Annotated in this window: 18 protein-coding genes; 15 read left to right on the top strand and 3 right to left on the bottom strand. The window is 71.2% G+C overall.

Going from position 1 to position 20124, the window contains the following annotated elements:
* Positions 1-108: 108 nt before the first annotated feature.
* From ACGF2Y_RS13290 to ACGF2Y_RS13275, 4 genes are all read left to right on the top strand, one after another.
* Positions 109-909 carry an ABC transporter permease gene (locus ACGF2Y_RS13290; protein ID WP_392945962.1) on the top strand — a complete coding sequence of 267 codons (801 nt, stop codon included), beginning with the start codon at positions 109-111 and terminating at the stop codon, positions 907-909.
* Between the two features lie 97 nt (positions 910-1006).
* The gene (locus ACGF2Y_RS13285; protein ID WP_392946201.1) at positions 1007-1834 is read left to right on the top strand and encodes an ABC transporter permease; all 828 of its coding nucleotides are present in this window, start codon (positions 1007-1009) and stop codon (positions 1832-1834) included.
* A gap of 53 nt (positions 1835-1887) precedes the next feature.
* Positions 1888-2910, top strand: coding sequence for an ATP-binding cassette domain-containing protein (locus ACGF2Y_RS13280; RefSeq protein WP_392946199.1), 1023 nt, complete (start codon positions 1888-1890; stop codon positions 2908-2910).
* Between the two features lie 174 nt (positions 2911-3084).
* Complete coding sequence (locus tag ACGF2Y_RS13275) at positions 3085-3822, top strand: DUF1707 domain-containing protein (RefSeq protein WP_392946197.1); 738 nt, start codon at positions 3085-3087, stop codon at positions 3820-3822.
* Between the two features lie 165 nt (positions 3823-3987).
* On the opposite strand, the gene ACGF2Y_RS13270 is transcribed toward ACGF2Y_RS13275, so the two are convergent.
* Positions 3988-5235 (bottom strand): SGNH/GDSL hydrolase family protein, encoded by a 1248-nt coding sequence (locus tag ACGF2Y_RS13270; protein ID WP_392945960.1) that lies wholly within the window; start codon positions 5233-5235, stop codon positions 3988-3990.
* 142 nt (positions 5236-5377) lie between these two features.
* Here ACGF2Y_RS13270 and ACGF2Y_RS13265 point away from each other — a divergent pair, with 142 nt between their 5' ends.
* On the top strand, positions 5378-6904 hold the full coding sequence (locus tag ACGF2Y_RS13265) for a DUF445 domain-containing protein (RefSeq protein ID WP_392945958.1): 1527 nt from the start codon (positions 5378-5380) through the stop codon (positions 6902-6904).
* A 186-nt stretch (positions 6905-7090) separates the two neighbouring features.
* Here ACGF2Y_RS13265 and ACGF2Y_RS13260 read toward each other — a convergent pair whose 3' ends face one another.
* Positions 7091-7399 (bottom strand): hypothetical protein, encoded by a 309-nt coding sequence (locus ACGF2Y_RS13260; RefSeq protein ID WP_392945956.1) that lies wholly within the window; start codon positions 7397-7399, stop codon positions 7091-7093.
* Positions 7400-7587: 188 nt separating this feature from the next.
* On the opposite strand from ACGF2Y_RS13260, the gene ACGF2Y_RS13255 reads away from it, so the two are divergent.
* The 8 genes from ACGF2Y_RS13255 (at position 7588) to ACGF2Y_RS13220 (ending at position 16580) form a co-directional block, all read left to right on the top strand.
* Positions 7588-8412, top strand: coding sequence for an alpha/beta fold hydrolase (locus ACGF2Y_RS13255; RefSeq protein WP_392945954.1), 825 nt, complete (start codon positions 7588-7590; stop codon positions 8410-8412).
* A gap of 402 nt (positions 8413-8814) precedes the next feature.
* Positions 8815-9333: a hypothetical protein gene (locus ACGF2Y_RS13250; RefSeq protein ID WP_392945952.1), complete on the top strand. Its 519-nt coding sequence runs from the start codon at positions 8815-8817 to the stop codon at positions 9331-9333.
* Positions 9334-9953: 620 nt separating this feature from the next.
* Positions 9954-10937, top strand: a complete 984-nt coding sequence (locus ACGF2Y_RS13245) for a TauD/TfdA family dioxygenase (protein WP_392945950.1) — start codon at positions 9954-9956, stop codon at positions 10935-10937.
* A gap of 72 nt (positions 10938-11009) precedes the next feature.
* Positions 11010-11777 (top strand): TSUP family transporter, encoded by a 768-nt coding sequence (locus tag ACGF2Y_RS13240; protein WP_392945948.1) that lies wholly within the window; start codon positions 11010-11012, stop codon positions 11775-11777.
* 32 nt (positions 11778-11809) lie between these two features.
* Entirely contained in the window at positions 11810-12907 is a 1098-nt protein-coding gene (locus tag ACGF2Y_RS13235) for an alpha-hydroxy acid oxidase (RefSeq protein ID WP_392945946.1), read from the top strand.
* Positions 12908-13115: 208 nt separating this feature from the next.
* A complete protein-coding gene (locus ACGF2Y_RS13230; protein WP_392945944.1) occupies positions 13116-14249 on the top strand; it encodes a PLP-dependent aminotransferase family protein in 1134 nt (377 codons plus the stop codon).
* 51 nt (positions 14250-14300) lie between these two features.
* Positions 14301-15944: a benzoate/H(+) symporter BenE family transporter gene (locus ACGF2Y_RS13225; RefSeq protein WP_392945942.1), complete on the top strand. Its 1644-nt coding sequence runs from the start codon at positions 14301-14303 to the stop codon at positions 15942-15944.
* A 78-nt stretch (positions 15945-16022) separates the two neighbouring features.
* Entirely contained in the window at positions 16023-16580 is a 558-nt protein-coding gene (locus tag ACGF2Y_RS13220) for a DUF1203 domain-containing protein (RefSeq protein ID WP_392946195.1), read from the top strand.
* A gap of 32 nt (positions 16581-16612) precedes the next feature.
* Here ACGF2Y_RS13220 and ACGF2Y_RS13215 read toward each other — a convergent pair whose 3' ends face one another.
* On the bottom strand, positions 16613-17602 hold the full coding sequence (locus ACGF2Y_RS13215) for an endonuclease/exonuclease/phosphatase family protein (protein WP_392945940.1): 990 nt from the start codon (positions 17600-17602) through the stop codon (positions 16613-16615).
* A gap of 242 nt (positions 17603-17844) precedes the next feature.
* Here ACGF2Y_RS13215 and ACGF2Y_RS13210 point away from each other — a divergent pair, with 242 nt between their 5' ends.
* Both ACGF2Y_RS13210 and ACGF2Y_RS13205 read left to right on the top strand, forming a co-directional pair.
* Positions 17845-18300: a hypothetical protein gene (locus ACGF2Y_RS13210; RefSeq protein WP_392945938.1), complete on the top strand. Its 456-nt coding sequence runs from the start codon at positions 17845-17847 to the stop codon at positions 18298-18300.
* A gap of 8 nt (positions 18301-18308) precedes the next feature.
* Positions 18309-20102 (top strand): alpha/beta hydrolase, encoded by a 1794-nt coding sequence (locus tag ACGF2Y_RS13205; protein ID WP_392945936.1) that lies wholly within the window; start codon positions 18309-18311, stop codon positions 20100-20102.
* Positions 20103-20124: the final 22 nt, after the last annotated feature.

Below are 20124 nucleotides of genomic sequence, written 5' to 3'. Positions count from 1 at the left end.
TTCCCTCCTCCAGCCGTCCTGAAATGCAGTCGCGGTGGCCGTCACGCGTGCACTAGCGTCGGCCGCTTTGGTGTCGGGATCCGGTGGTGGCGGGGGAGAGGGGACGGCGTGCGGCTCTACGCGGTGGTGGCGGGGGGTGCGTTCCGGCGCTATGCCACCTACCGGACGGCCACCGCCGCGGGGGTGTTCACCAACACGGTCTTCGGTTTCATCGTGGCGTACACCTACCTCGCCCTGTGGGAGGCGCGTCCGCACCTCGGCGGGTACGACACGTCCCAGGCGCTGACCTACGTCTGGCTCGGGCAGGCCCTGCTGATGGCCTGCGCCATGATGGGCGGCGGTTTCGAGGACGAGCTGACGGAGCGGATCCGTACGGGGGACGTCGCCGTCGATCTGTACCGTCCCGCCGATCTTCAGCTGTGGTGGCTGGCGGGGGACCTGGGCCGGGCGGCGTTCCATCTGCTCGGCCGGGGGGTCGCACCGATGTGCCTGGGGGCGCTCGCCTTCGACCTGGCCCTTCCCGGCTCGCTGTGGATCTGGCCGGCCTTCCTCCTCTCGGTGTTCCTGGGCGTGGTGGTGAGCTTCGCGGTGCGCTATCTGGTCGTACTGTCGGCGTTCTGGCTGATGGACGGGGCGGGCGCGCTGCGGATCGTGTCGCTGGCCGGGCTGTTCTTCTCCGGGATGCTGCTGCCGCTGAACCTGTTCCCCGGACTGCTGGGCGAGGTGGCGTTGGCGCTGCCGTGGTCCTCGCTGCTCCAGGTCCCGGCCGACGTGTTCCTCGGCAAGCGCACGGGGTGGGGGCTGGTGGAGGCGTACGCGTTCCAGGGCGGCTGGGCGGTGGCGCTGCTGCTGGCGGGCCGGCTGCTGCAGTCCGCGGCGACCAGGAGGGTGGTGGTGCAGGGTGGCTGAGAGTGTGGTGCGGGCGGCGGAGGAGGACCGGGGGGACGGGGCGGTCCGGGCGGCGGAGGCGTCGGCTGCCGCGCAGGCGCAGGCGCGGGCGCGGGCGTTGGCGTTTCCGGAGCGGCCCCGGCTGCTGGAAGGAGTCCGGGCGTACGGGCTGATCATGGCGATGTGGGTGCGCTCGACGATGGCGTACCGGGCCTCGTTCGTCATGACGACGGCCGGGGACTTCGCGGTGACGGCCTTCGACTTCGTGACGATCCTGCTGATGTTCTCGCACGTCGACGCGCTGGGCGGGTACACACTGCCGGAGATCGCCCTGCTGTACGGGGTGTCGGCCACCGCGTTCGGGCTGTGCGATCTGCTGCTGGGGTCGATGGACCGGGTGGGCCGCCGGATCCGGGACGGGACGCTCGACACCCTGCTGGTGCGGCCGGTCCCGGTGCTGGCGCAGGTCGCGGCGGACCGGTTCGCGCTGCGCCGGCTGGGGCGGATCACGCAGGGGCTGCTGGTGCTCGGCTACGCGCTCGTCTCGCTGGACATCGCGTGGACACCGGTGAAGGTGCTGATGCTGCCGATGATGATGGTGAGCGGGGCGGCGATCTTCGGGGCGGTCTTCGTCGTGGGGGCGGCGTTCCAGTTCGTGGCGCAGGACGCCTCGGAGGTGCAGAACTCCTTCACGTACGGCGGGACGACGCTGCTCCAGTACCCGCCCACGATCTTCGCGAAGGACCTCGTGCGCGGGGTGACGTTCGTGGTGCCGCTGGCCTTCGTCAGCTGGCTGCCCGCGCTGTACGTGCTGGACCGGGAGTATCCGGTCGATCTGCCGCAGTGGGTGGCGTTCCTGCCGCCGCTGGTGGCGGTGGGCTGCTGGGTGGTGGCGGGCCTCGCGTGGCGGGCGGGGCTGCGGTCGTACCGGAGCACGGGCAGTTGAGGAAGGTAAGGGAGTTGGGCATGTCGGACGGTTCTGAGCAGGGGGGTACGGGCATGAGCGGCGGCTCGGGCGTGGGCGATGGTGGTGGTGTGGGCGGCGACGCCTTCATCTCCCTCGACGGCGTCGAGAAGGTCTTCCAGGTCCGCCGCCGTACCGGACTGCTGCGTCGCGAGCGCCGCGAGGTGCGGGCGGTGGACGGCATCAGCTTTCAGGTCGCACGTGGCGAGATGGTCGGCTACATCGGCCCGAACGGGGCCGGCAAGTCGACCACGATCAAGATGCTGACGGGCATCCTCACCCCGAGCGGCGGCCGGCTGCGCGTCGCGGGCATCGACCCCTCCCGCGAACGCACCCGGCTGGCCCACCGCATCGGTGTGGTGTTCGGCCAGCGGACGACTCTCTGGTGGGACCTGCCGCTGCGCGACTCGTACCGGCTGATGCACCGCATGTACCGCATCCCCGACCGGCGTTACCGGGAGAACCTGGACCGCTGCGTCGAACTCCTCGATCTGGGCGAGCTGTTGGACGTACCTGTACGCCAGCTCTCGCTGGGGCAGCGGATGCGCGGCGACATCGCGGCGGCGCTGCTGCACGATCCGGAGGTGCTCTACCTGGACGAGCCGACGATCGGTCTTGATGTGATCTCCAAGACCAAGGTGCGGCAGTTCCTGAAGGAGCTGAACACCGAGCGCGGGACGACGGTCCTGCTGACGACGCACGACCTCACCGACATCGAGCAGTTGTGCGGCCGGGTGATGGTGATCGACCATGGCCGGCTGATGTACGACGGTTCGCCGGCGGGCCTCCACGAGGTGGGGGAGAGCGAACGCATGCTCGTGGTGGACCTGGAGAGCGAACTGCCCCCGATCGTGCTGGAGTCGCAGGGGGCGGCAGGGGGACCGGCCGTGCGGGCGGTCAAGGTGGAGGGAGCGCGCCAGTGGCTGGCGTTCCCCGCCGCCGCCTCGGCGGCGCCGCTGGTGGCACGGATCGCCGCGGACTACCCGCTGGTCGACCTGTCGGTGCGGGAGCCGGACATCGAGGCCGTGATCGCGAGGATGTACGAGTCCGCGGGGTGACGGGCACGCTTCCGGGGAACTCTCCGGTGAAACCCTCCTGGTGCGGCGCGCAGGTCGTGGGCGCGCAGGTCGTGGGCCTGCGGGGAGTGGGCCCGCAGGTCGTGGGCCTGCAGGTTTGTGCCGGGAACGGGTGCGTTCAATAGGCTGCGCGGTATGACAAGTGAACGTCCGGAAATGCGCGCCTCCGATGCCGAGCGTGAGCGGATCGCCGAACTGCTGCGCGAGGCGGTGGCCGAAGGCCGACTGGACATGGACGAGTTCGACCAGCGCCTTGAGGCGGCCTACAAGGCCCGTACGCACAGGGAGTTGGAGCCGCTGGTCCAGGACCTTCCGGCGCCGGGCTCGACGGTCGCCCCGGTGGGCTCGTCCGCGCCCGCCCCGCTGCGGGGCTCCGCGGCCGACTGGCCCGCGCGGATCGGCGGCAACGCCACCTCAAAGGGGGCGTTCGCCTTCTGGGGCGGGTTCAACCGGAAGGGCCGCTGGACGGTGGGCCGGACGTTCACCGCGTTCGCGATGTGGGGCGGCGGCGAGATCGATCTGCGCGAGGCGAACTTCGAGGACCGTGAGATCGTCATCCGCTGCTTCACGATCATGGGCGGCCTCCATGTGACCGCGCCGCCGGAGCTGAACGTCGAGGTCAGAGGCATCGGCATCATGGGCGGGTTCGGCGAGGGCTCCAACGACGAGGGCGAGCCCGCCCCGGACGCCCCGCAGGTGCGGATCACCGGCTTCGCCCTGATGGGCGGCGTCGGCGTGGAGCGCAAGCGGACGAAGGCGGAGCGCCGCCGCCTCAAGGAGGCGAAGGAAGCGGAACTGGAGGCGCGCCGCCGACGCGAGCTGGAGCGCCCGGACAGCGGGACGGACGGTCGGGCGGACGGCGGGACGGACGGCGGCGGCCGCAAGGAACTCTGAGGGGGCCGGGGCAGGACGCGCGCACCGGGCAGGCCGGGTGTCCCTGGGCGGGTGCATCGGCGACCGAGCCCCCCCCGCGTCGCATCAACACCAGCGGCCCTGACCGCCGTTGTGCCAACGCACCCTCTTGCGCCCCGCCCCGCCCGTACGCGGCTCCTCACCGGCTCACAGTGCGTCGGACCGGGGCGCGCGGGCCCGGTCCAGGGACTCCAGGTCCAGCCGGTCGCCGAGCGCGCGGTACCCGTCGTCGTTGAGGTGCAGGTGGTCGCCGGAGTCGTACGCGGCGAGGATCCGGTTCGGCGCGGCGGGATCGCGTACCGCCGCGTCGAAGTCCACGTACGCGTCGAAGACCGTGCCCGCCCGGACCTGCTCGTTGACCGCCCGGCGTACGGCGTCGCGCTGGGGCGTCCAGGTGCGGAAGCCCTCGAACGGGGTCAGCGTCGCGCCGACGACCTTGAGCCCGCGGGCGTGCGCCCGGTCGGTGAGGGCGCGCAGGCCGTCCACGATGCGCTGGGGGTCGGTCTCCTGGGGGGACTGCTGTACGTCGTTGATGCCGAGCGCCACGACGATCGTCCGGGCTCCGGCGACCGACAGGGCGTCGCGGTCGAGCCGGTCGGTGCCCGGCTGGCCCCCGGTGCCGCGGCCGATGCCCGTGACCCGGTTGCCCGAGATGCCCGCGTTGGCGACCCCGTACCGGCCGCCCAGCCGGTCCGCGAGGACGTCGGTCCAGCGGGCGTTGGCGTCGGTGGTGGAGCCGGTGCCGGCGGTCAGGGAGTCCCCGAAGGCGACGACCGCGCCGAGCGCCCGGTCGCTGCGGACGTCCACGGCGGTCAGATAGCGCCAGTGGGGGGTGCTGAAGGTGCCGCGTTCGTCGATCAGGTACGAGGTCTGGTGGGTGTGGGGGTGGTAGGTGACCGGCCCGCCCGCCTGCGGGGTGCGGAAGCTGACCTGGAGGTCGGAGTCGGGTGCCACGGGCACCACGACCGGGTCGCTGACGACCCGTCCGCCCGGGGCGACGGTGACGGCGGCAGCGCCCTTGAAGGTCACCGGCCGGGTGTTGACGGCGGCCTGGTCGACGACCAGGGGAGCCGTGCCGAAGAGGTTCGACAGCGTGATGCGGGCGACGCTCCCGCCGATGCTGGTGTGCACGACGTTACGGATGGTGCGCCCGGGGAGTCCGTCCTCGGTGCCCGGTTCGGCTCGGACGGGTGCGGCGGTCCAGGTGGCGGTCCAGGTGCCGCCCGAGGCGGCGGGGTCGATCGGGTTACGGGCCGCCGCCTGGGTCTCGGCGGGCGGGAGCGGTGCCGCCCGGGGGCCGGAGAGCAGCGTCGTACCGAAGGCGACGGCGGTGGCGAGCACGGCGGTGCCCGCCACTAGGGCGATGAGCAGGGCATACCCCTGGCGCCTGGGCATGTGCGGTGATTCTCCTCGTGATGATCGTGCTGGTCCCATGATGCGACAGGCCGTCGGGAACTCGACGTGCGGCCCGGGAGTAGGGGAGGTAGGGACAATGCGTACGTCACGGGGGCGAGGCGTACGCGGACGGGTGGAGCGGATGGAACGGACCGGATCCGGCGAGCAGGGGCAGGACGGGGACGCGGTGCAGAAGTCGGAGCAGGCGCGGGAGCAGCCACAGGAGCCGTCGCGGGAGCAGCCGCAGGAGCCTTCGAAGCGCGCGGTGGCGCACGCGGCGGAGCTGGAGCCCGGTCCCGGTCCGGCGGTGGAGCAGGAGCGGGGGCCGGCGGCGGGTGCGGGTGCGGGGCGGAGTCCCGAGGGTTCCGGTTCCGGGGTGCCGCCGCGCGCCGTGGGCCCGCTGGCCTCGTTCGCGTACACCGCCGCCGACGAGGAGAAACAGCGCGGCGTACGGCGCATGAAGCTCACGGCCACCGGTCTCCTTCTGTTCGTCGCACTGGTCTACGTCCTGGCCACCTGGGCGGAGAACGCAGGTGCGGGGGGCTGGACGGGCTACGTCGCGGCGGCTGCCGAGGCGGGGATGGTGGGCGCGCTGGCGGACTGGTTCGCCGTCACGGCGCTCTTCCGGCATCCGCTCGGCCTGCCCATTCCGCACACGGCCATCATCCCCAACAAGAAGGATCAGCTGGGACAGTCCCTCGGTTCCTTCGTCGGGGAGAACTTTCTCTCCGGAGATGTCATTCGTGACCGAATTCACGCTCTGGGGGTCGGCCGGAGGCTCGGTGTGTGGCTCGCGGAGCCGGACCACGCCGACAGGGTCACCGCCGAGCTGGCCACGGCCCTGCGCGGCGCGCTGACGGTCCTTCGGGATTCCGATGTGCAGGCGGTGGTCGGCGAGGCCATCACCCGGCGCGCGGACGCGGCGGAGGTCGGACCGGGCCTCGGCAAGATGCTGGAGAAGGTCGTCACGGACGGCGGCCACCGCAAGGTCGTCGACCTCGTCTGCGTACGGGCGCACGACTGGCTGGTGGAGCACGGCGACTCGGTGATGAACGCGGTGCAGGGCGGGGCCCCCGGCTGGACCCCGCGGTTCGTGGACAAGCGGGTGGGGGAGCGGGTCTACAAGGAACTGCTGCGGTTCGTCACGGAGATGCGGGACATGCCGGAGCATCCGGCGCGCGGCTCCATCGACACGTTCCTGACCGACTTCGCGGCCGACCTCCAGAGCGACGCCGACACCCGGGCCCGCGTGGAGCGGCTGAAGTCGGAGATCCTGGGCCGCGGCGAGGTCCAGGACGTCATCGCCTCGGCCTGGTCCTCCGTCCGCACGATGATCCTCTCGGCGGCGGAGGACGAGCGCAGCGAACTGCGGCTGCGGGCGCGCGCCTCGCTGATGTCGCTGGGCGCGCGGCTGTCGAGCGACGCACGGCTCCAGGGCAAGCTGGACGGCTGGCTGGAGGACGCGGCGGTGTACGTCGTGACGACGTACCGCGCGGAGATCACCTCGCTGATCAGTGAGACGGTCGCGAGCTGGGACGCGGACCAGACCTCGAAGAAGATCGAGGCGCACATCGGCCGCGACCTCCAGTTCATCCGGATCAACGGCACGGTGGTCGGCGCGCTGGCGGGCCTGGCGATCCACACGGTGTCGCACGCGCTGGGCGGCTGAGCCGGCGGGACGCCGGGCCCTCGCCGGCCGGGAGACGGGCTCCTCGGCGCCGCTCCGGGTGCGCAACCGTCCTGCCGTACGGGGTCGTCGTGTGGGGGGCGTACGGGTACGCGCCCGGCTCGCGCGGGGAGTTGGCCGGGTGGACAGCCGGGGCAGGTGGCGCCGGGCCGGGTCCGGGAGGACGGCTCAGATGTTCGCGGCCCGGCGGGTCACGGTCCAGGACGCGACGGCCACGCCGCCCGCGACGGTGAACACGGCGGGCCATGCGCCGACCTTCTTGGCGAGCGGGTGAGACCCGGCGAAGGCGGCGACGTAGAGGCCGGCCAGTCCGGCGGCGGCACGGGGCCCGGCCTGGCGGTTCCACTCGTACGCGGCGAGGGACCCGGCGGCGGCGAGCGCGACGCCGCCGAGCGGTCGCTTCTTGGTCCACCGGGCGACGCCGTAGCCCCCGATGAGGCCGCTCGCCGCCACCGCCGCCGCCGGAACCTTCGCCATCGCCGCCACCATCGCTTCCTGAAGCCTTCGACACAACTGTCGATATACCTGTGGGTCCACATACCTGTGGGTCCACATACCTGTGGTCCGTTCTTCTGCCCGAGGCTAGCGTTCGGGGCGATGCGGCCGACGGGCGGTACGGGCGGTACGGGCAGTGCGGGGAAAGCGACAGGGAGGCGGGGTTCCGGATGGGAGCGGTCACGAGCACGGTGACGGTCGAGGAGGGCGGAGCGGCGGGCGGGACCGGTCCCGTACGCCTCTTCTGTACCGACCACGGCGGCGACGGCCCGCCTCTGCTCCTGCTGCACGGGCTGGCCGGCCACTGCGGCGAGTGGGAGGCGCTGGCGGCCCGGTTCGCGTCCACGCACCGGGTGGTCGCCTTCGACGCCCGGGGCAGCGGGGCGAGCACCCGCCGCCCCGGGGACGTGACGCGGGCGGCGCATGTCCGCGATGTCCTCGCCGTCGCGCGCAGGTTCGGCCTGGCCGGGGAGGACACGGTGCTGGCCGGCCAGTCGATGGGCGGCCTCACCGCTCTGCTGACGGCGTCGGCCCACCCGGAGGTGTGCCGTGCGCTGGTCCTGATCGAGGCGGGCCCGGCGGGTCCGAGTCCCCGGCTGCCGGAGCAGATGGGCGACTGGCTGGACTCCTGGCCGGTGCCGTTCCCGGACGCGGAGGCGGCAGCGGCGTTCTTCGGCGGCGGAGCGGCCGGCCGGGCCTGGGCGGCGGGCCTCGCGCCGGGACCCGGCGGTCTGCACCCCCGGGTCGACCGGGACGTGATGGTGGCCACCGTCCAGGAGAACGCGCGGCGGCACTACTGGGACGACTGGGACCGGGTGCGCTGCCCGGTGCTGGTGGTGCGGGGAGAGAACGGCGCGATGCAGGCGGACGAGGCGGACCGGATGCGGGCCCGGCGCCCCGCGACGCGGATCGGCGTGATCCCGGGCGCGGGCCACGACGCCCACCTGGACAACACGGCGGCGGTGTACGGGGAGATGGCGGCCTTCCTGGCGTGAATCCTGGCGGAGGGCCGGTGTAAGGTCTGGACCCTTTAGACCCACCGGCAATTGGGGGGCGGCGTCGAGGGGCTGGGCACGCACTCCCCCAAGCTCTCGGCTTCGCTCGAGCAGGGAGGGGCCCCCTCCGGCGTTGTCGTCAATCACCAACTTCCCCAAGCTCTCGGCTTCGCTCGAGCAGGGGAGGCCCCATCCGCGTTGACTCAATCCTCCGCCTTGCAGCTGCACGCACCCAGCCCCGCTCCTTCTCCCACCCCCCAATTGCCGGTGGGTCTTACACGAGGGAGTCTCATGCTGTTCGGTAACGCTGCCCGTACGACCGCGACCACGACCACCGGTACGGGTGCCCGTGCTGACGCTCGCCGTCCGGTCCGAACGGGGTTGCGCGCAGGCGCACTTGCCGTGGTCGTGGCCGCCGCGCTGGTGTCCTGCACCCAGGCGTCGAGCGGCGGCGGTCCCGGCGCGGACGTCCCGAGCGCGTCGGCGGATCCGGCTGCGGACCTGGACAGGAGCGCCGAGAGCGCCGGGGGCGCCGGGGGCGCCGAGAACGCGGACCGGGCCGAGCGGGAGGCCGGCGAGGCGGAGGAGACCGCAGTTCCCTCCCCCGCCCCCGCGCTGGTCCGCGACGCCTTCGCGACGCTCCAGGCGACGCTCGACGACACCTGCACCCCGGGCGCGGGCGACTGCGCCTACTTCCTCGGCCGGGTCACCCGGGAACTCGCCGAGCTGGACGAGGCGATGCGGGCGGACGACAAGGGGCCCGGCCACTTCAAGCAGCCGCTCGCCGACATGAAGGTCCTGTTCGACAAGCTGGGCGACGACCGGTCCGAAGCGCATCTGGAGAAGTACTTCTCCGAGATCGTCGGCACCCGTGACGGCATCAACGCCTGGATGCAGGACCACCCCGACGACTACCGCTGACCCTCGGCGACCACTGCTGCCCGGCCCGCTGACCCCGGCCGACGACGACGACTGCCGCCGCCCGGCCCGGCGACCACTGCTGCCCCCGGCCGGGCGGGTCCGGCAGGCAGGTCCTGCCGGCGACCACCGCTGCCCCGGGCCCCGCGGGTCCAGTGCCTGGTGGGTCCGGTCCGGCAGGTCCGGCCTGGTGGGGTCCGGCCCGGCGGGGCGGCAGCGCAGCAGCGTGTGACCCCCTTCACATGGTCCGCCGGCCCCGTTTCTCGCGGTTCGGATGGCGCGAAACAAGCCTCAAGGGGCTCCTGTGAGAGCCGGGACGCGAGCGTCAGGGGCGCCCAGCGGGGCGATCCCGCCTGTTCATGTCCCGGCCATCTGCCGACGTAGGGGCAGCTCAAGCCGGTGAACAGGCAGCAGCAACCGGGCCTTCACTCCTTACCGCGTGGGGTGTTATACGGAACTTGCGACCGTAATGAAGCCATGCGCTCCCTATCTCACCGATGTCGGACCCGTTAACCCGGGATGCCACTGTCCGAAATCGATTGTTGACGGAAAGAATCGGCCGGGATAAGTTTTCCGCCGTAATGATCAATCCTGCATGCGGAAATCGGTGAGGAATTATGAGAATGGTTACCCAGGCTCTGAATCAATACCGATTAAGCGAGTCGGAGGCGGAGAAGGTGGGCGAGTTGTCCTCACTCGCCGCACGCCTGTCGGACTCGATACCCGTCGTCGTATCGGGACTCCTCATGGATCTCCCCGACGGGATGCGTAAAGCGGTCCTCGATTTCGGTGCGGACGTGGAATCCGATGGATACTGCATGCTGCGCGGAGTTTCGGTGGGCGAATTGCCGAAGACCCCGCAGGCGCACGAGGCTCATATCCTCGACGGCCACCCGACCAACGGAACCCTCATGCTCGTCGCGGACCTTCTCGGCTCGCTGACCGGGTATCAGGACGAGAAATCGGGCGCGCTCTTCCACGACGTACATCCGGTACGCGGTGAGGAGGGCCGGATCGAGAACAGCGGATCGGTCGCCTTCGACTTCCACACCGAGAACGTGCACCATCCGCTCCGCCCCGACTACCTGGGCCTGCTCTGCCTGCGCCAGGACCACGAGCAGATCGCCGCGACCCGCGTCTCCTCCGTGCGCGACGCGCTGCCGCTGCTGACGGACAGCGAGGTGGCGGAGCTGCGGAACCCGCAGTTCCACAGCCTGTATCCGACCTCGTTCACCCGGCACATCCCGGGCCCCCGGCCCTCCGCCGGACCTCATCCGGTGATCTTCGGCCCGGTGGACCGCCCGTTCATGCGCTTCAACTCGCACAACACCCGGGGCGACCACCCGCCGGCGCGGGCCGCTCTGCGGGCCCTGGCCTCGGCGCTGGATCAGGTCAGCCGCGACCTGGTGCTCGCGCCGGGCGACCTCGTCGTCCTCGACAACCACGTCGTGGTCCACGGCCGCACCGCGTTCACGCCCCGCTACGACGGCCAGGACCGCTGGCTGCGCCGGTTCTACTCCCTCCGGTCCGCCCCGCTGTGGGCCCAGCGCATGATGCGGCACCCGCGCGTGCTGCCGGCGATGACGGAGATTCGCGGGGTCGTCTGACCCGGCCGCGGCCGCCGCGACGGCGGGACCCGGCCCCGGGAGCCGGGGCCATGTACACGTGAATGAGGAAGAGTGGAACTGTACGAAGTGCTCGGCCTGGTCGCCGCCGCGACGGCGGCCGGCTGGGTGGATGCTGTCGTCGGCGGTGGCGGGGTACTGCTCATCCCGGTACTCCTGCTGGCCTTCCCCCAGTATTCGCCCGCGGTGGCGCTGGGCACGAACAAGATCGCGGCGGTCATGGGCACCGCGACCGCCGCGTACATGTACCAGCGGCGGACCAAACTGGACCGTTCGGTCCTGCTGCCGGCCGCCGGACTCGCGGTCCCCTTCGGCGCACTGGGCGCGCTGTCCGCTTCGAGCGTTCCCACGAGCTACTTCCGGCCCGTCATCATGGGCCTGCTCATTACGGTGGCGCTCTTCGTGGCCTTCCGGCCAAGCTTCGGAGTGCAGCAGCGGAACATCGTCGTAACGCCGCGCCGCCGCAATACGGCGATCCTCATCGCAGGGGTCGGAATCGGCTTCTACGACGGTGTTTTCGGCCCCGGCGTCGGCACCTTTCTCATCATTTCCTTCACCACGCTCCTCGCGACACAGTTCCTGGAAAGCGCGGCCATGGCGAAGGTGATCAACGCTTCCTCCAACCTGGGTGCCCTCGCGGTCTTCGCCTGGCAGGGAAACGTGTTGTGGGCCCTCGGTCTCGGAATGGCCGTGGGGAACATCGTCGGTGCGATGATCGGTTCGCGCACCGCAATGAAAAGGGGATCCGGATTCGTTCGGATCGTCCTGGTCATCGTGGTCACCGGAATGGTGGCCAAGATGGGGTTCGATCAGTTCGCCTGACGGAGATTCATCCGACGACGGAAGAGGTTTCCATGGCAAGGGAATTATCCGGGCTGTTGACGCTGACCGATTACGAGCAGGCCGCCGCATCCGTTCTCGACGCCGCTTCCTGGGCGTACGTGGCGGGCGGCGCCGACACACAGCTCACGGTCCGTGGCAACACCGAGGCATTCGACCAGGTCTGGCTGCGCCCCCGGGCCCTCGGCGGGACGGGCGCCAAGCCCGACACCTCGGTGACCGTGCTCGGACAGCGGCTCGCCCTGCCCGTCCTGCTCGCCCCGACCAGCCCGCAGCGCCTCCTCCACGAGGACGCCGAGATCGCGACCGCCCGCGCGGCCGAGGCCACGGGCACGGTGTCGATCGTCAGCACCGACAGTCACTACCCCTTCTCCGACGTGACCGGCGCGGTCGGCAGTGACAGCTGGTTCCAGCTCTACGCCTACCGGTCCCGCGAGGACGTCGCCGCGACGATCGCCCTGGCGGAGAACGCCGGCGCGACCGCGCTCGTGGTCACGGTCGACGCCAGCTACGCGGCCCGCCGCATCAGCACCCGGCGGGCGGGCTTCCGCACCCCGGCGCATGTCGACTTCGGCAACCTGCGCTCGCTGGGCGTGCTCACCGGCGACATCCCGGACGGCGCGCGCATCGAGCGACTGCCGCTGACCTGGGACGACCTGGAATGGATCCGGTCCCGTACGCACCTGCCGATCGTGGTCAAGGGCGTCCTGCGGTCCGAGGACGCCGAACGCTGCGTGGCCCTGGGCGTGGACGGCGTCATCGTCTCCAACCACGGCGGCCGCCAACTCGACGGCGCGGTACCCAGCCTGGTCGCCCTGGAGCAGGTGGCGGCCGCGGTCTCCGGCCGGAGCCTGGTCCTCATGGACGGCGGTATCCGATCCGGCGTCCACGTCGTCAAGGCCCTCGCGCTCGGCGCGGACGCGGTGTGCATCGGCCGCCCCTACCTCTGGGGCCTCGGCCTGGCCGGGCAGCAGGGCGTGGAGGCGGTCCTCGGCCTCCTCCGGAGCGAGATCGAGGACACGCTGCTCCAGCTCGGCGCGGACTCCGTCGCCGACATCGACGCCGACTTCGCCGTCAACGCCCACCGGGCCACGAGTCCGGGCGCCCGCTGATCCGTACGTCCGGGGCGCCCACGGGCCTGTACGTCCGGGGCGCCCGCCGGTCCGTGGGGCCGGGGCGCCTGCCGACTCGTACGTCCGGGGTGCCCGCTGACCCGTACGTCCGGGTGCCCGCTGACCCGTACGCCCGGGGCGCGGGCTGCCCCGCACGTCCCTTCCGCCCCCTTCCCTTCCTCTCCTCCCCTGGCAAGGAGCCCTCTCTGTGACTGCTGTGACTTCCGAGACCGTCCACTTCTCGCGTGGCATCCCTCCGCTCGAAGCGATCCCGTCCGCCGCCATCGCCGAGCTGACCGGTTCGATCCTCTCCTCCGAACCGGACCGGGTCTTCCAGTACGCGCCCATCGGCCACCACACCGGCGACCGCGAACTCCGCGACCAGCTGGGGGCGTTCCACTCGGCAGACCCCGACCGGATCTTCGTCACCAACGGCTCGCTCCAGGCCCTCGACCTGCTCGCCGCCCACCTCCTCAAGGACGCACCCCGCAAGAAGGTCCTCGCGGAGGCGCCGACGTACGACCGCGCCGTCCAGATCTTCGAGCGGCACGGGGCGGAGGTGTCCGGGATACCGCTGCGGCACGACGGCCTCGACCTGGACGTCCTGCGGGAGCGCCTGCGTACGGAAGTGCCCGCGTTCGTCTATGTGATCCCCGACTTCCAGAACCCCGGCGGGGTGACGACGAGCGAGGAGAAGCGGCGCGAACTCGTGGAGCTGTCTGCCGAGTTCGGCTTCACGATCCTGGAGGACATCCCGTACCGGGAACTCCGCTTCGAGGGCACGGCCCCCACGCTCCTCGGTGAGCTGGCGGACTCCGTCGACGGCGCCCGGGTGCTGACCATCGGTTCGCTGAGCAAGGTCCTCAGCCCGGGACTGCGCGTCGGCTACGTCATCGGCCCGCCCGGTTCGCCGCGGGCGCTGGCGGCACTCGCGGAGAGCACGTACCTCTCGCCGGCCCCGCTGCTCCAGGCGGTCGCCGCGCGGGCCTTCGCGAGCGGCCTGGTCCGGCAGAACATCGACGAGGTCCGGAAGCTGCTGCGGCCGCGACACGACGCGGCGGTCGAGGCGGTGCGGAAGGCGCTCGGCGACGCGGCACTGTGCGTGCCCCAGGGCGGCTACTACATCAGTGTGCATCTGCCGGTACGGACCACGGAGGAGAAGTTCCTCGCGGCGGCGGCCGCCGAGGGCGTCGCTCTCACCCGCGGCTCGGCGTTCTACCCGGCGGAATCGGCACCGCCGTCGGGAACGGTCTTCCTCCGGCTGCCGTTCCAGGCTCTGAGCGGCGAGGAGTTCGCCCGGGGCGTCGCGCGGCTCGCCACGGTGGCGCAGCGGGCGGAGTAGGCGCGGCGGGAAGGCCGGAACGGGGAGTTACGAGGCAGGGGAAGGGACGCGATGGCCACGGCCGAACAGGGCGCCGAGGACGACACGGACGAGGCGCTCGGGCCGGATGCGGTGACCCAGGACGCGGGGATCCCGGATGCGGGGATCCCGGACGCGGTGACCCAGGACGCGGTGACCCAGGACGCGGTGACCCAGGACGCGGGGATCCCGGATGCGGGTGCCGGGGCCAAGAAGTCCCCGACCGTAGGAAACTCGACCGAGGGGGACTCGGCTGAGGGGCGCACGGCCAGGAGGCTCATGGCTGGAGGGCGTACGGCGGAAAGGTCCACGGCCGAAAGGCGTACGGCTGCGCGGCCCACGGCCGAAGGGCCCACGGCTGCGCTGCCCGCGGCGGAAAGGCGCGCCCCGGCCGGTCGGCGCGTGCTCCGGGCGGACGCCTCGCTCTCCGCCGTCCTCGCGGGCCTGATCACGGTCGTGGTCTCGTGCTCCGGCCCCCTCCTCGTGGTCCTGGCGGCAGCGGCCGCCGGTCATCTGACCGACGACCAGACCGCGTCGTGGGTGTGGGCGGCGTGCGTGGGCAGCGGCGTGACGTGTGCCGTGCTCAGCTGGTGGACCCGGATGCCGGTGATCACCGCGTTCTCGACGCCGGGTGCCGCGGTCCTCGTCGGCAGCCTCGGGGACTACACGTACCCCGAGGCTGTCGGAGCCTTCCTGGTCAGCGGTCTGCTCATGGCGCTGGTCGGTCTGACGGGCGTGTTCGGGCGGGTCATGCGCCGCGTGCCGCCCGGAATCGTGGCGGCCATGCTGGCGGGCGTGCTGTTCTCCTTCGGCGTCGACCTGTTCTCGGCGCTGGACGGCGCGCCGATCGCGGTGCTGGTCTCGCTCGCCACGTACCTGGCCGTCAAGCAGCGATCGCCGAGATACGCGGTGGCCTGGGCCCTGCTCGCGGCCGTGCTCGTCACCGCCGTCGTCCCGGGCATCCACGCCTCGTCCGTCGACATCGGGCTGACCCTTCCCGTCTTCACGGCCCCGGAGTTCACCGGTTCGGCGCTGGTGGGTCTGGCCGTGCCGCTGGCCGTGGTGACGATGGCCTCGCAGAACGCGCCAGGGCTCGGCGTGCTGGCGGCCTGCGGCTACCGTCCGAACGACCGGCTGCTCGTCACAGCCACCGGACTCGCCTCCACGGCACTCGCGCCGCTGGGCGGCCACGCCGTCAACCTCGCGGCGATCACGGCCGCGATCAGCACGGGCGAAGAGGCCCACCGCGACCCGCGACGCCGCTATGTGGCCGGCCTGGCGTGCGGCGTCTTCTATCTGCTGGCGGGTATCTGCGGCGCCGCACTCGTGGGGCTGTTCACCGCACTGCCGCCCGAACTCATCGCCGTCGTCGCGGGGACGGCCCTGCTCGCCACCTTCTCCACGAGCCTCGCCCAGGCGGTGGCGGACGAACAGGGCCGGGACGCGGCGGTGGTCACCTTCCTCACCACGGCCTCCGGCGTCACCCTGGGCGGCATCGGCTCCGCCTGCTGGGGCCTGGTCCTGGGACTGGCGACGCACCTGGCGCTGACCGCATGGCGGCGACACGGCGACCAGGGAAGGCGACGTGAACAGGCCTGCGGCGACGCCGAGTTCGGCCGGGCTCCGCATCCGGACACCTGGCCGATCGGGGACGGCGAAACCCAAGGCGACGTCTGAATTACGCCAGCGTGGGGACGGGCGTCAGCAGATGCTGGAGCCATGACCGCGACTACGACCACGACCGCGACTACGACCATGTCCGCGACCACGACCACGACCATGACCGCGACCACGACTATGACGTACGAGGCACGGGCCGTCGATCCGGCCGTGCTGCGACAGCTGCGGAAACAGGACGATGCCGGTTGCACCCGAGTACCCGTCACTGATCCGGAGGGCGGTGCCCCGCTGCGCTGCTGTCTGCGGCACAGCGAAGCAGGTGAGCGGATCGCCCTTGTCTCGTACGCGCCGTTGCGTCGCTGGGCGGCGGAGACGGGCGCCGAGCCCGGCCCGTACGACGAGTGCGGTCCGGTATTCGTTCACGCCGAGGAGTGCGGCGGGCCGGCCTCCGGTCCGGGCTATCCGGCCGGACTCCACGGTGCTCGCCGGATGCTGCGCGCCTACAGCGCCCAGGGGCACATCCTCGGCGGGAGACTGATCGAGATCCCCAAGGAGCGGGCCACCGAGGTGAACGACGTGCTGCTCGATGTCTTCGCCGATCCGACCGTGGCGCTGGTACACGTCCGCGCCGTGGAGTTCGGCTGCTTCATGGTCGAGATCCGGTGCACGACACGACCGGCCGGCAACGCGTAGCGGCGGCGCCGAAGGCGGACGCGCTGCGGGCCTCACTCCAGGCTGACGCGGGCGGCGACGGGCAGATGATCGCTGTTGGTGGCGGGCAGGGTACGGATGTGGCCGATGGTGGCGGAGCGGGCCATGACCTGGTCGATCCGGGCCAGCGGGAACGCGGCGGGGAAACTGAAGGCGAAGCCGCGCTCGGCCACGTTCAGACGTGAGGTGAGAGGCTCCAGCCCCCGGTCCTCCACCGCTCCGTTGAGATCCCCGAGCAGAATCACCGCCTCGACCTGCTCGTCGGCGATGGCACGCCCCAGCAGCCCGGCGCTCTCGTCACGCAGGGAGGACGCGAGGCCGCCCGCCCCGAGCCGGATGGAGGGCAGATGGGCGACGTACGCCGCGACCTCCCCGTACGGCGAGTGCACCACGGCACGCACCCCGCGGCTCCACCCCTCCGCGATGCCCGGCGGCCTGATGTCCACCAACCGCTCACCGCTGAGCGGGTACTTGGACCAGAGGCCGACCGTGCCCCGGACGACATGATGCGGATAGTCCGGCGCGAGGGCCTCCTCGTAGACCGGCAGCTGCGGGACCACCAGCTCCTCCAGCGCGATGAGATCGGCCCCGGAACCGATCAGCGCACGGGCGGTCCCCGCCGGATCGGTGTTCTCGTCATTGACGTTGTGCTGCACGACGACGAGCCCCCGCCCGTCGGCCGCCGCGGCGGCGGGCAGGAGCAGCCCCCCGAAGAGGTGCACCCAGACCCCGACCGGCAGAAGCAGGGCCACCAGCGCGACGGCGGAGCGCCGCAGCAGGGCGATCCCCAGCAACAGGACCACGACCACGCCGAGCCACGGCAGGAAGGACTCCAGCAGGCTGCCCAGCCGGCCGGGCGAGTTGGGTACGACCCGGTGGAACGCCAGCACCCCGGCCAGGACGACGGCGACCCCGGCGACCACCCGCCCCCGCCGGCCGCCGCCCGCACCAGGGGCTACCGGCCCCGCCACCGACGCCGCACCGGTTTCTGCCTGCTTCACCATGTCTTCCCATCCATGTCTTCCCATCCACTTGGTCCCGCATCACAGGACGAGTGAGCAAGGGAATCAGGTTCCGGTCCCTCATCGCGGTCTGGAAGAGGGAGGTCCGCATTTGATTTGCTCCGCAGAAGCCGGGGATCATGTCGGCTCGACCCGAGGCGCCCCGGGACGGGCCCGGGGACGGGGACGGACACGGGACACGGGGACAACGGGGACACAGGGACAAACGGGGAGATCTTTCTACGATGGCGTGGGACGAATGGGAGCAGATCAAAGCTGACGTCGCGGTGAAGGGGCCGGCGCACATGCAGCTGAACCAGACCCCTTCGGAGGCCGGAGCTTCGGCCGGCGCGGCTTCGGGCGATCTGAAGTCGAACAGGAAGACATGGGTGAAGGCCGGTGAGGGGGTCACCGGCCTCAAGAGCGGCGTCGGCAAGGCGCTGACGAAGCTGGCCGATGGGCAGGCGGGGCTGGGGGACACCACCGGGTCGCTGAGCGCGGCGGCACAGAAAGAGCTCTACGACTCCTGGAAGAAGTACGTGAGTGACGTGGGCGCCCGCTGTCAAGCGCTGGGCGGACTTCTGCAGGGAGCGGGCCACGACCTGTCGAAAACCGACAAGGAGGCCGAGGCGGAGCTGGAGAAGCTCAAGCTGAAATACGCGGACACCGAGCCCGTCGGCGGCCAGGCGAAGGAGAAGTGAGTCCGGCCATGGACCTCGCGACGCTGAAGGCCTTCATACCGTCGGAGTACGAAGACGCCGCGGACGGCTACCGGGCAACCGGTGACATGGCCTCCCGGGCCAAGGACGCGATCGACAACCAGATCAGTGTGGAACTGCGCAACCAGTTGGAGGGCGACGCGGCGAAGGCCGCGGTCGGGGAACTCAAGAAACTGTCGGCGAACTTCCACTACGCGCAGACCGAGTGCGGCCTGGTGAGCACCGCGCTCAACGGTTTCGCCTTCGACATCGCGGTGGCCAAGCGGAAGCTGGAAGCAGCCGTCGAGGACGCCCGAGCCGACCGCTGCACGGTGAACGCGAACGGTTCCGTCTCGTACCCGGAGGGCAGGAAGCCCGGCGAGGAGGAGATGGTGGACGGCGGCACGGTGACCGGGAGCGCCGGAGGCGGCCCGATGTCCGACGCGCTGGAGCGCCAGGCGGCGAACATCCACCCGAACCCGTACTACGGCAGGGCGATGGCGTACGCGAACCGGATCGCCGACGCCCTGGAAGAAGCCACGGACGCTGATACGAAGTGGGCGCCGAAACTGCGCGCGCTGAAGGCCGACGACGACCTGACGGTCTCCCATCGGGACTGGGCGGACGTTCGGTCGGACACGAGCGGTGTCCGCGACGCGGGCAAGGACTACCTCGACTCGCTGCCGGAGCCTCCGAAGGACGGCAGCCCGAAGGACAACGCGTCCTGGTGGAAGGGGCTCAGCGCGGAGGAGCAGTCGGCTCTCCTCACCTTGAACGCCGCCTCGGTCGGGGCACTGGACGGGCTGCCCGCCGAATCGCGTGACGAGGCCAACCGCATGGTGCTGGCGCAGAGCAGGGCACACGTGGAGCTGGAACTCGCCAAGATTCCAGCCGAGCCCACGAGGTATTCCCCCAACACCAATGGCTCGTACCCGGCCGTCATCCAGAACTCGAGCTGGACCAAGTGGAACGAGAAGTACGGTGAGCGGTTCGGGCAGCTCACCAAGTCGAACGAAGGCATGAAGAGCATTCAGGAACGGTTCGACTCGACCGGTGAGAATGGGCTGCCGCCCGCCTATCTCCTGGGTTTCGATACCGAGAAGAACGGCCGGGCGATCGTGGCCAACGGCAACCCGGACACGGCGAATCACACGGCCGTGTATGTTCCTGGCACCACGTCGAATCTCGGCGGGATCGGCGGGGACGTCGAGCGTATGACCAATCTCTGGCGAGAGTCCGACGCGATGGCCGGTGGGAAAGAGGTTTCCACCATCACGTGGCTGGGGTACGACGCCCCGCAGAGCGTGGTCAAGGATGCGCCTTTCCGGCACTATGCCGACGATGGGGCCCCGGCGTTCAACAAGTTCATGGACGGCCTCAATGTGGCCAACAGCACCGAATCCGGTGGCCACCACACCGCTATCGGCCACTCGTACGGCACGACACTGATCGGCTCCGCAGCCCGGCAGGGCGAGCTGAACGCGGATGACGTGGTGTTCGCGGGGAGCCCGGGTGTGCAGGTGGGGGAGGCGTCGGAGATGGATGTGCCCAAGGGGCACGTCTGGAACGAGGAGGCCGAGGGCGACCCGGTGCCCGACCTCGGGCGCTTCGGCCACGGCGGCAGCCAATGGCGTTTCGGTGGCGGCGTGGCCATCATCCCCAGCGACGAACTGTTCGGAGCGCATCAGATGTCCACGGGCGGCTCGGAAGGCCATAGCGAATACTGGGACCGGGACACGGACAGTCTGAGGAATCAGGCAGCGGTGGTAACGGGCCGGTACGGAAAGGTAAAAATTGAGGAATAGCATCTTCGGCGGTGTCCTGCTG

The sequence above is a fragment of the Streptomyces sp. NPDC048142 genome (assembly GCF_043202835.1).
Taxonomy (GTDB): Bacteria; Actinomycetota; Actinomycetes; order Streptomycetales; family Streptomycetaceae; genus Streptomyces.
This window is presented reverse-complemented; position numbering and strand designations above follow the sequence as displayed.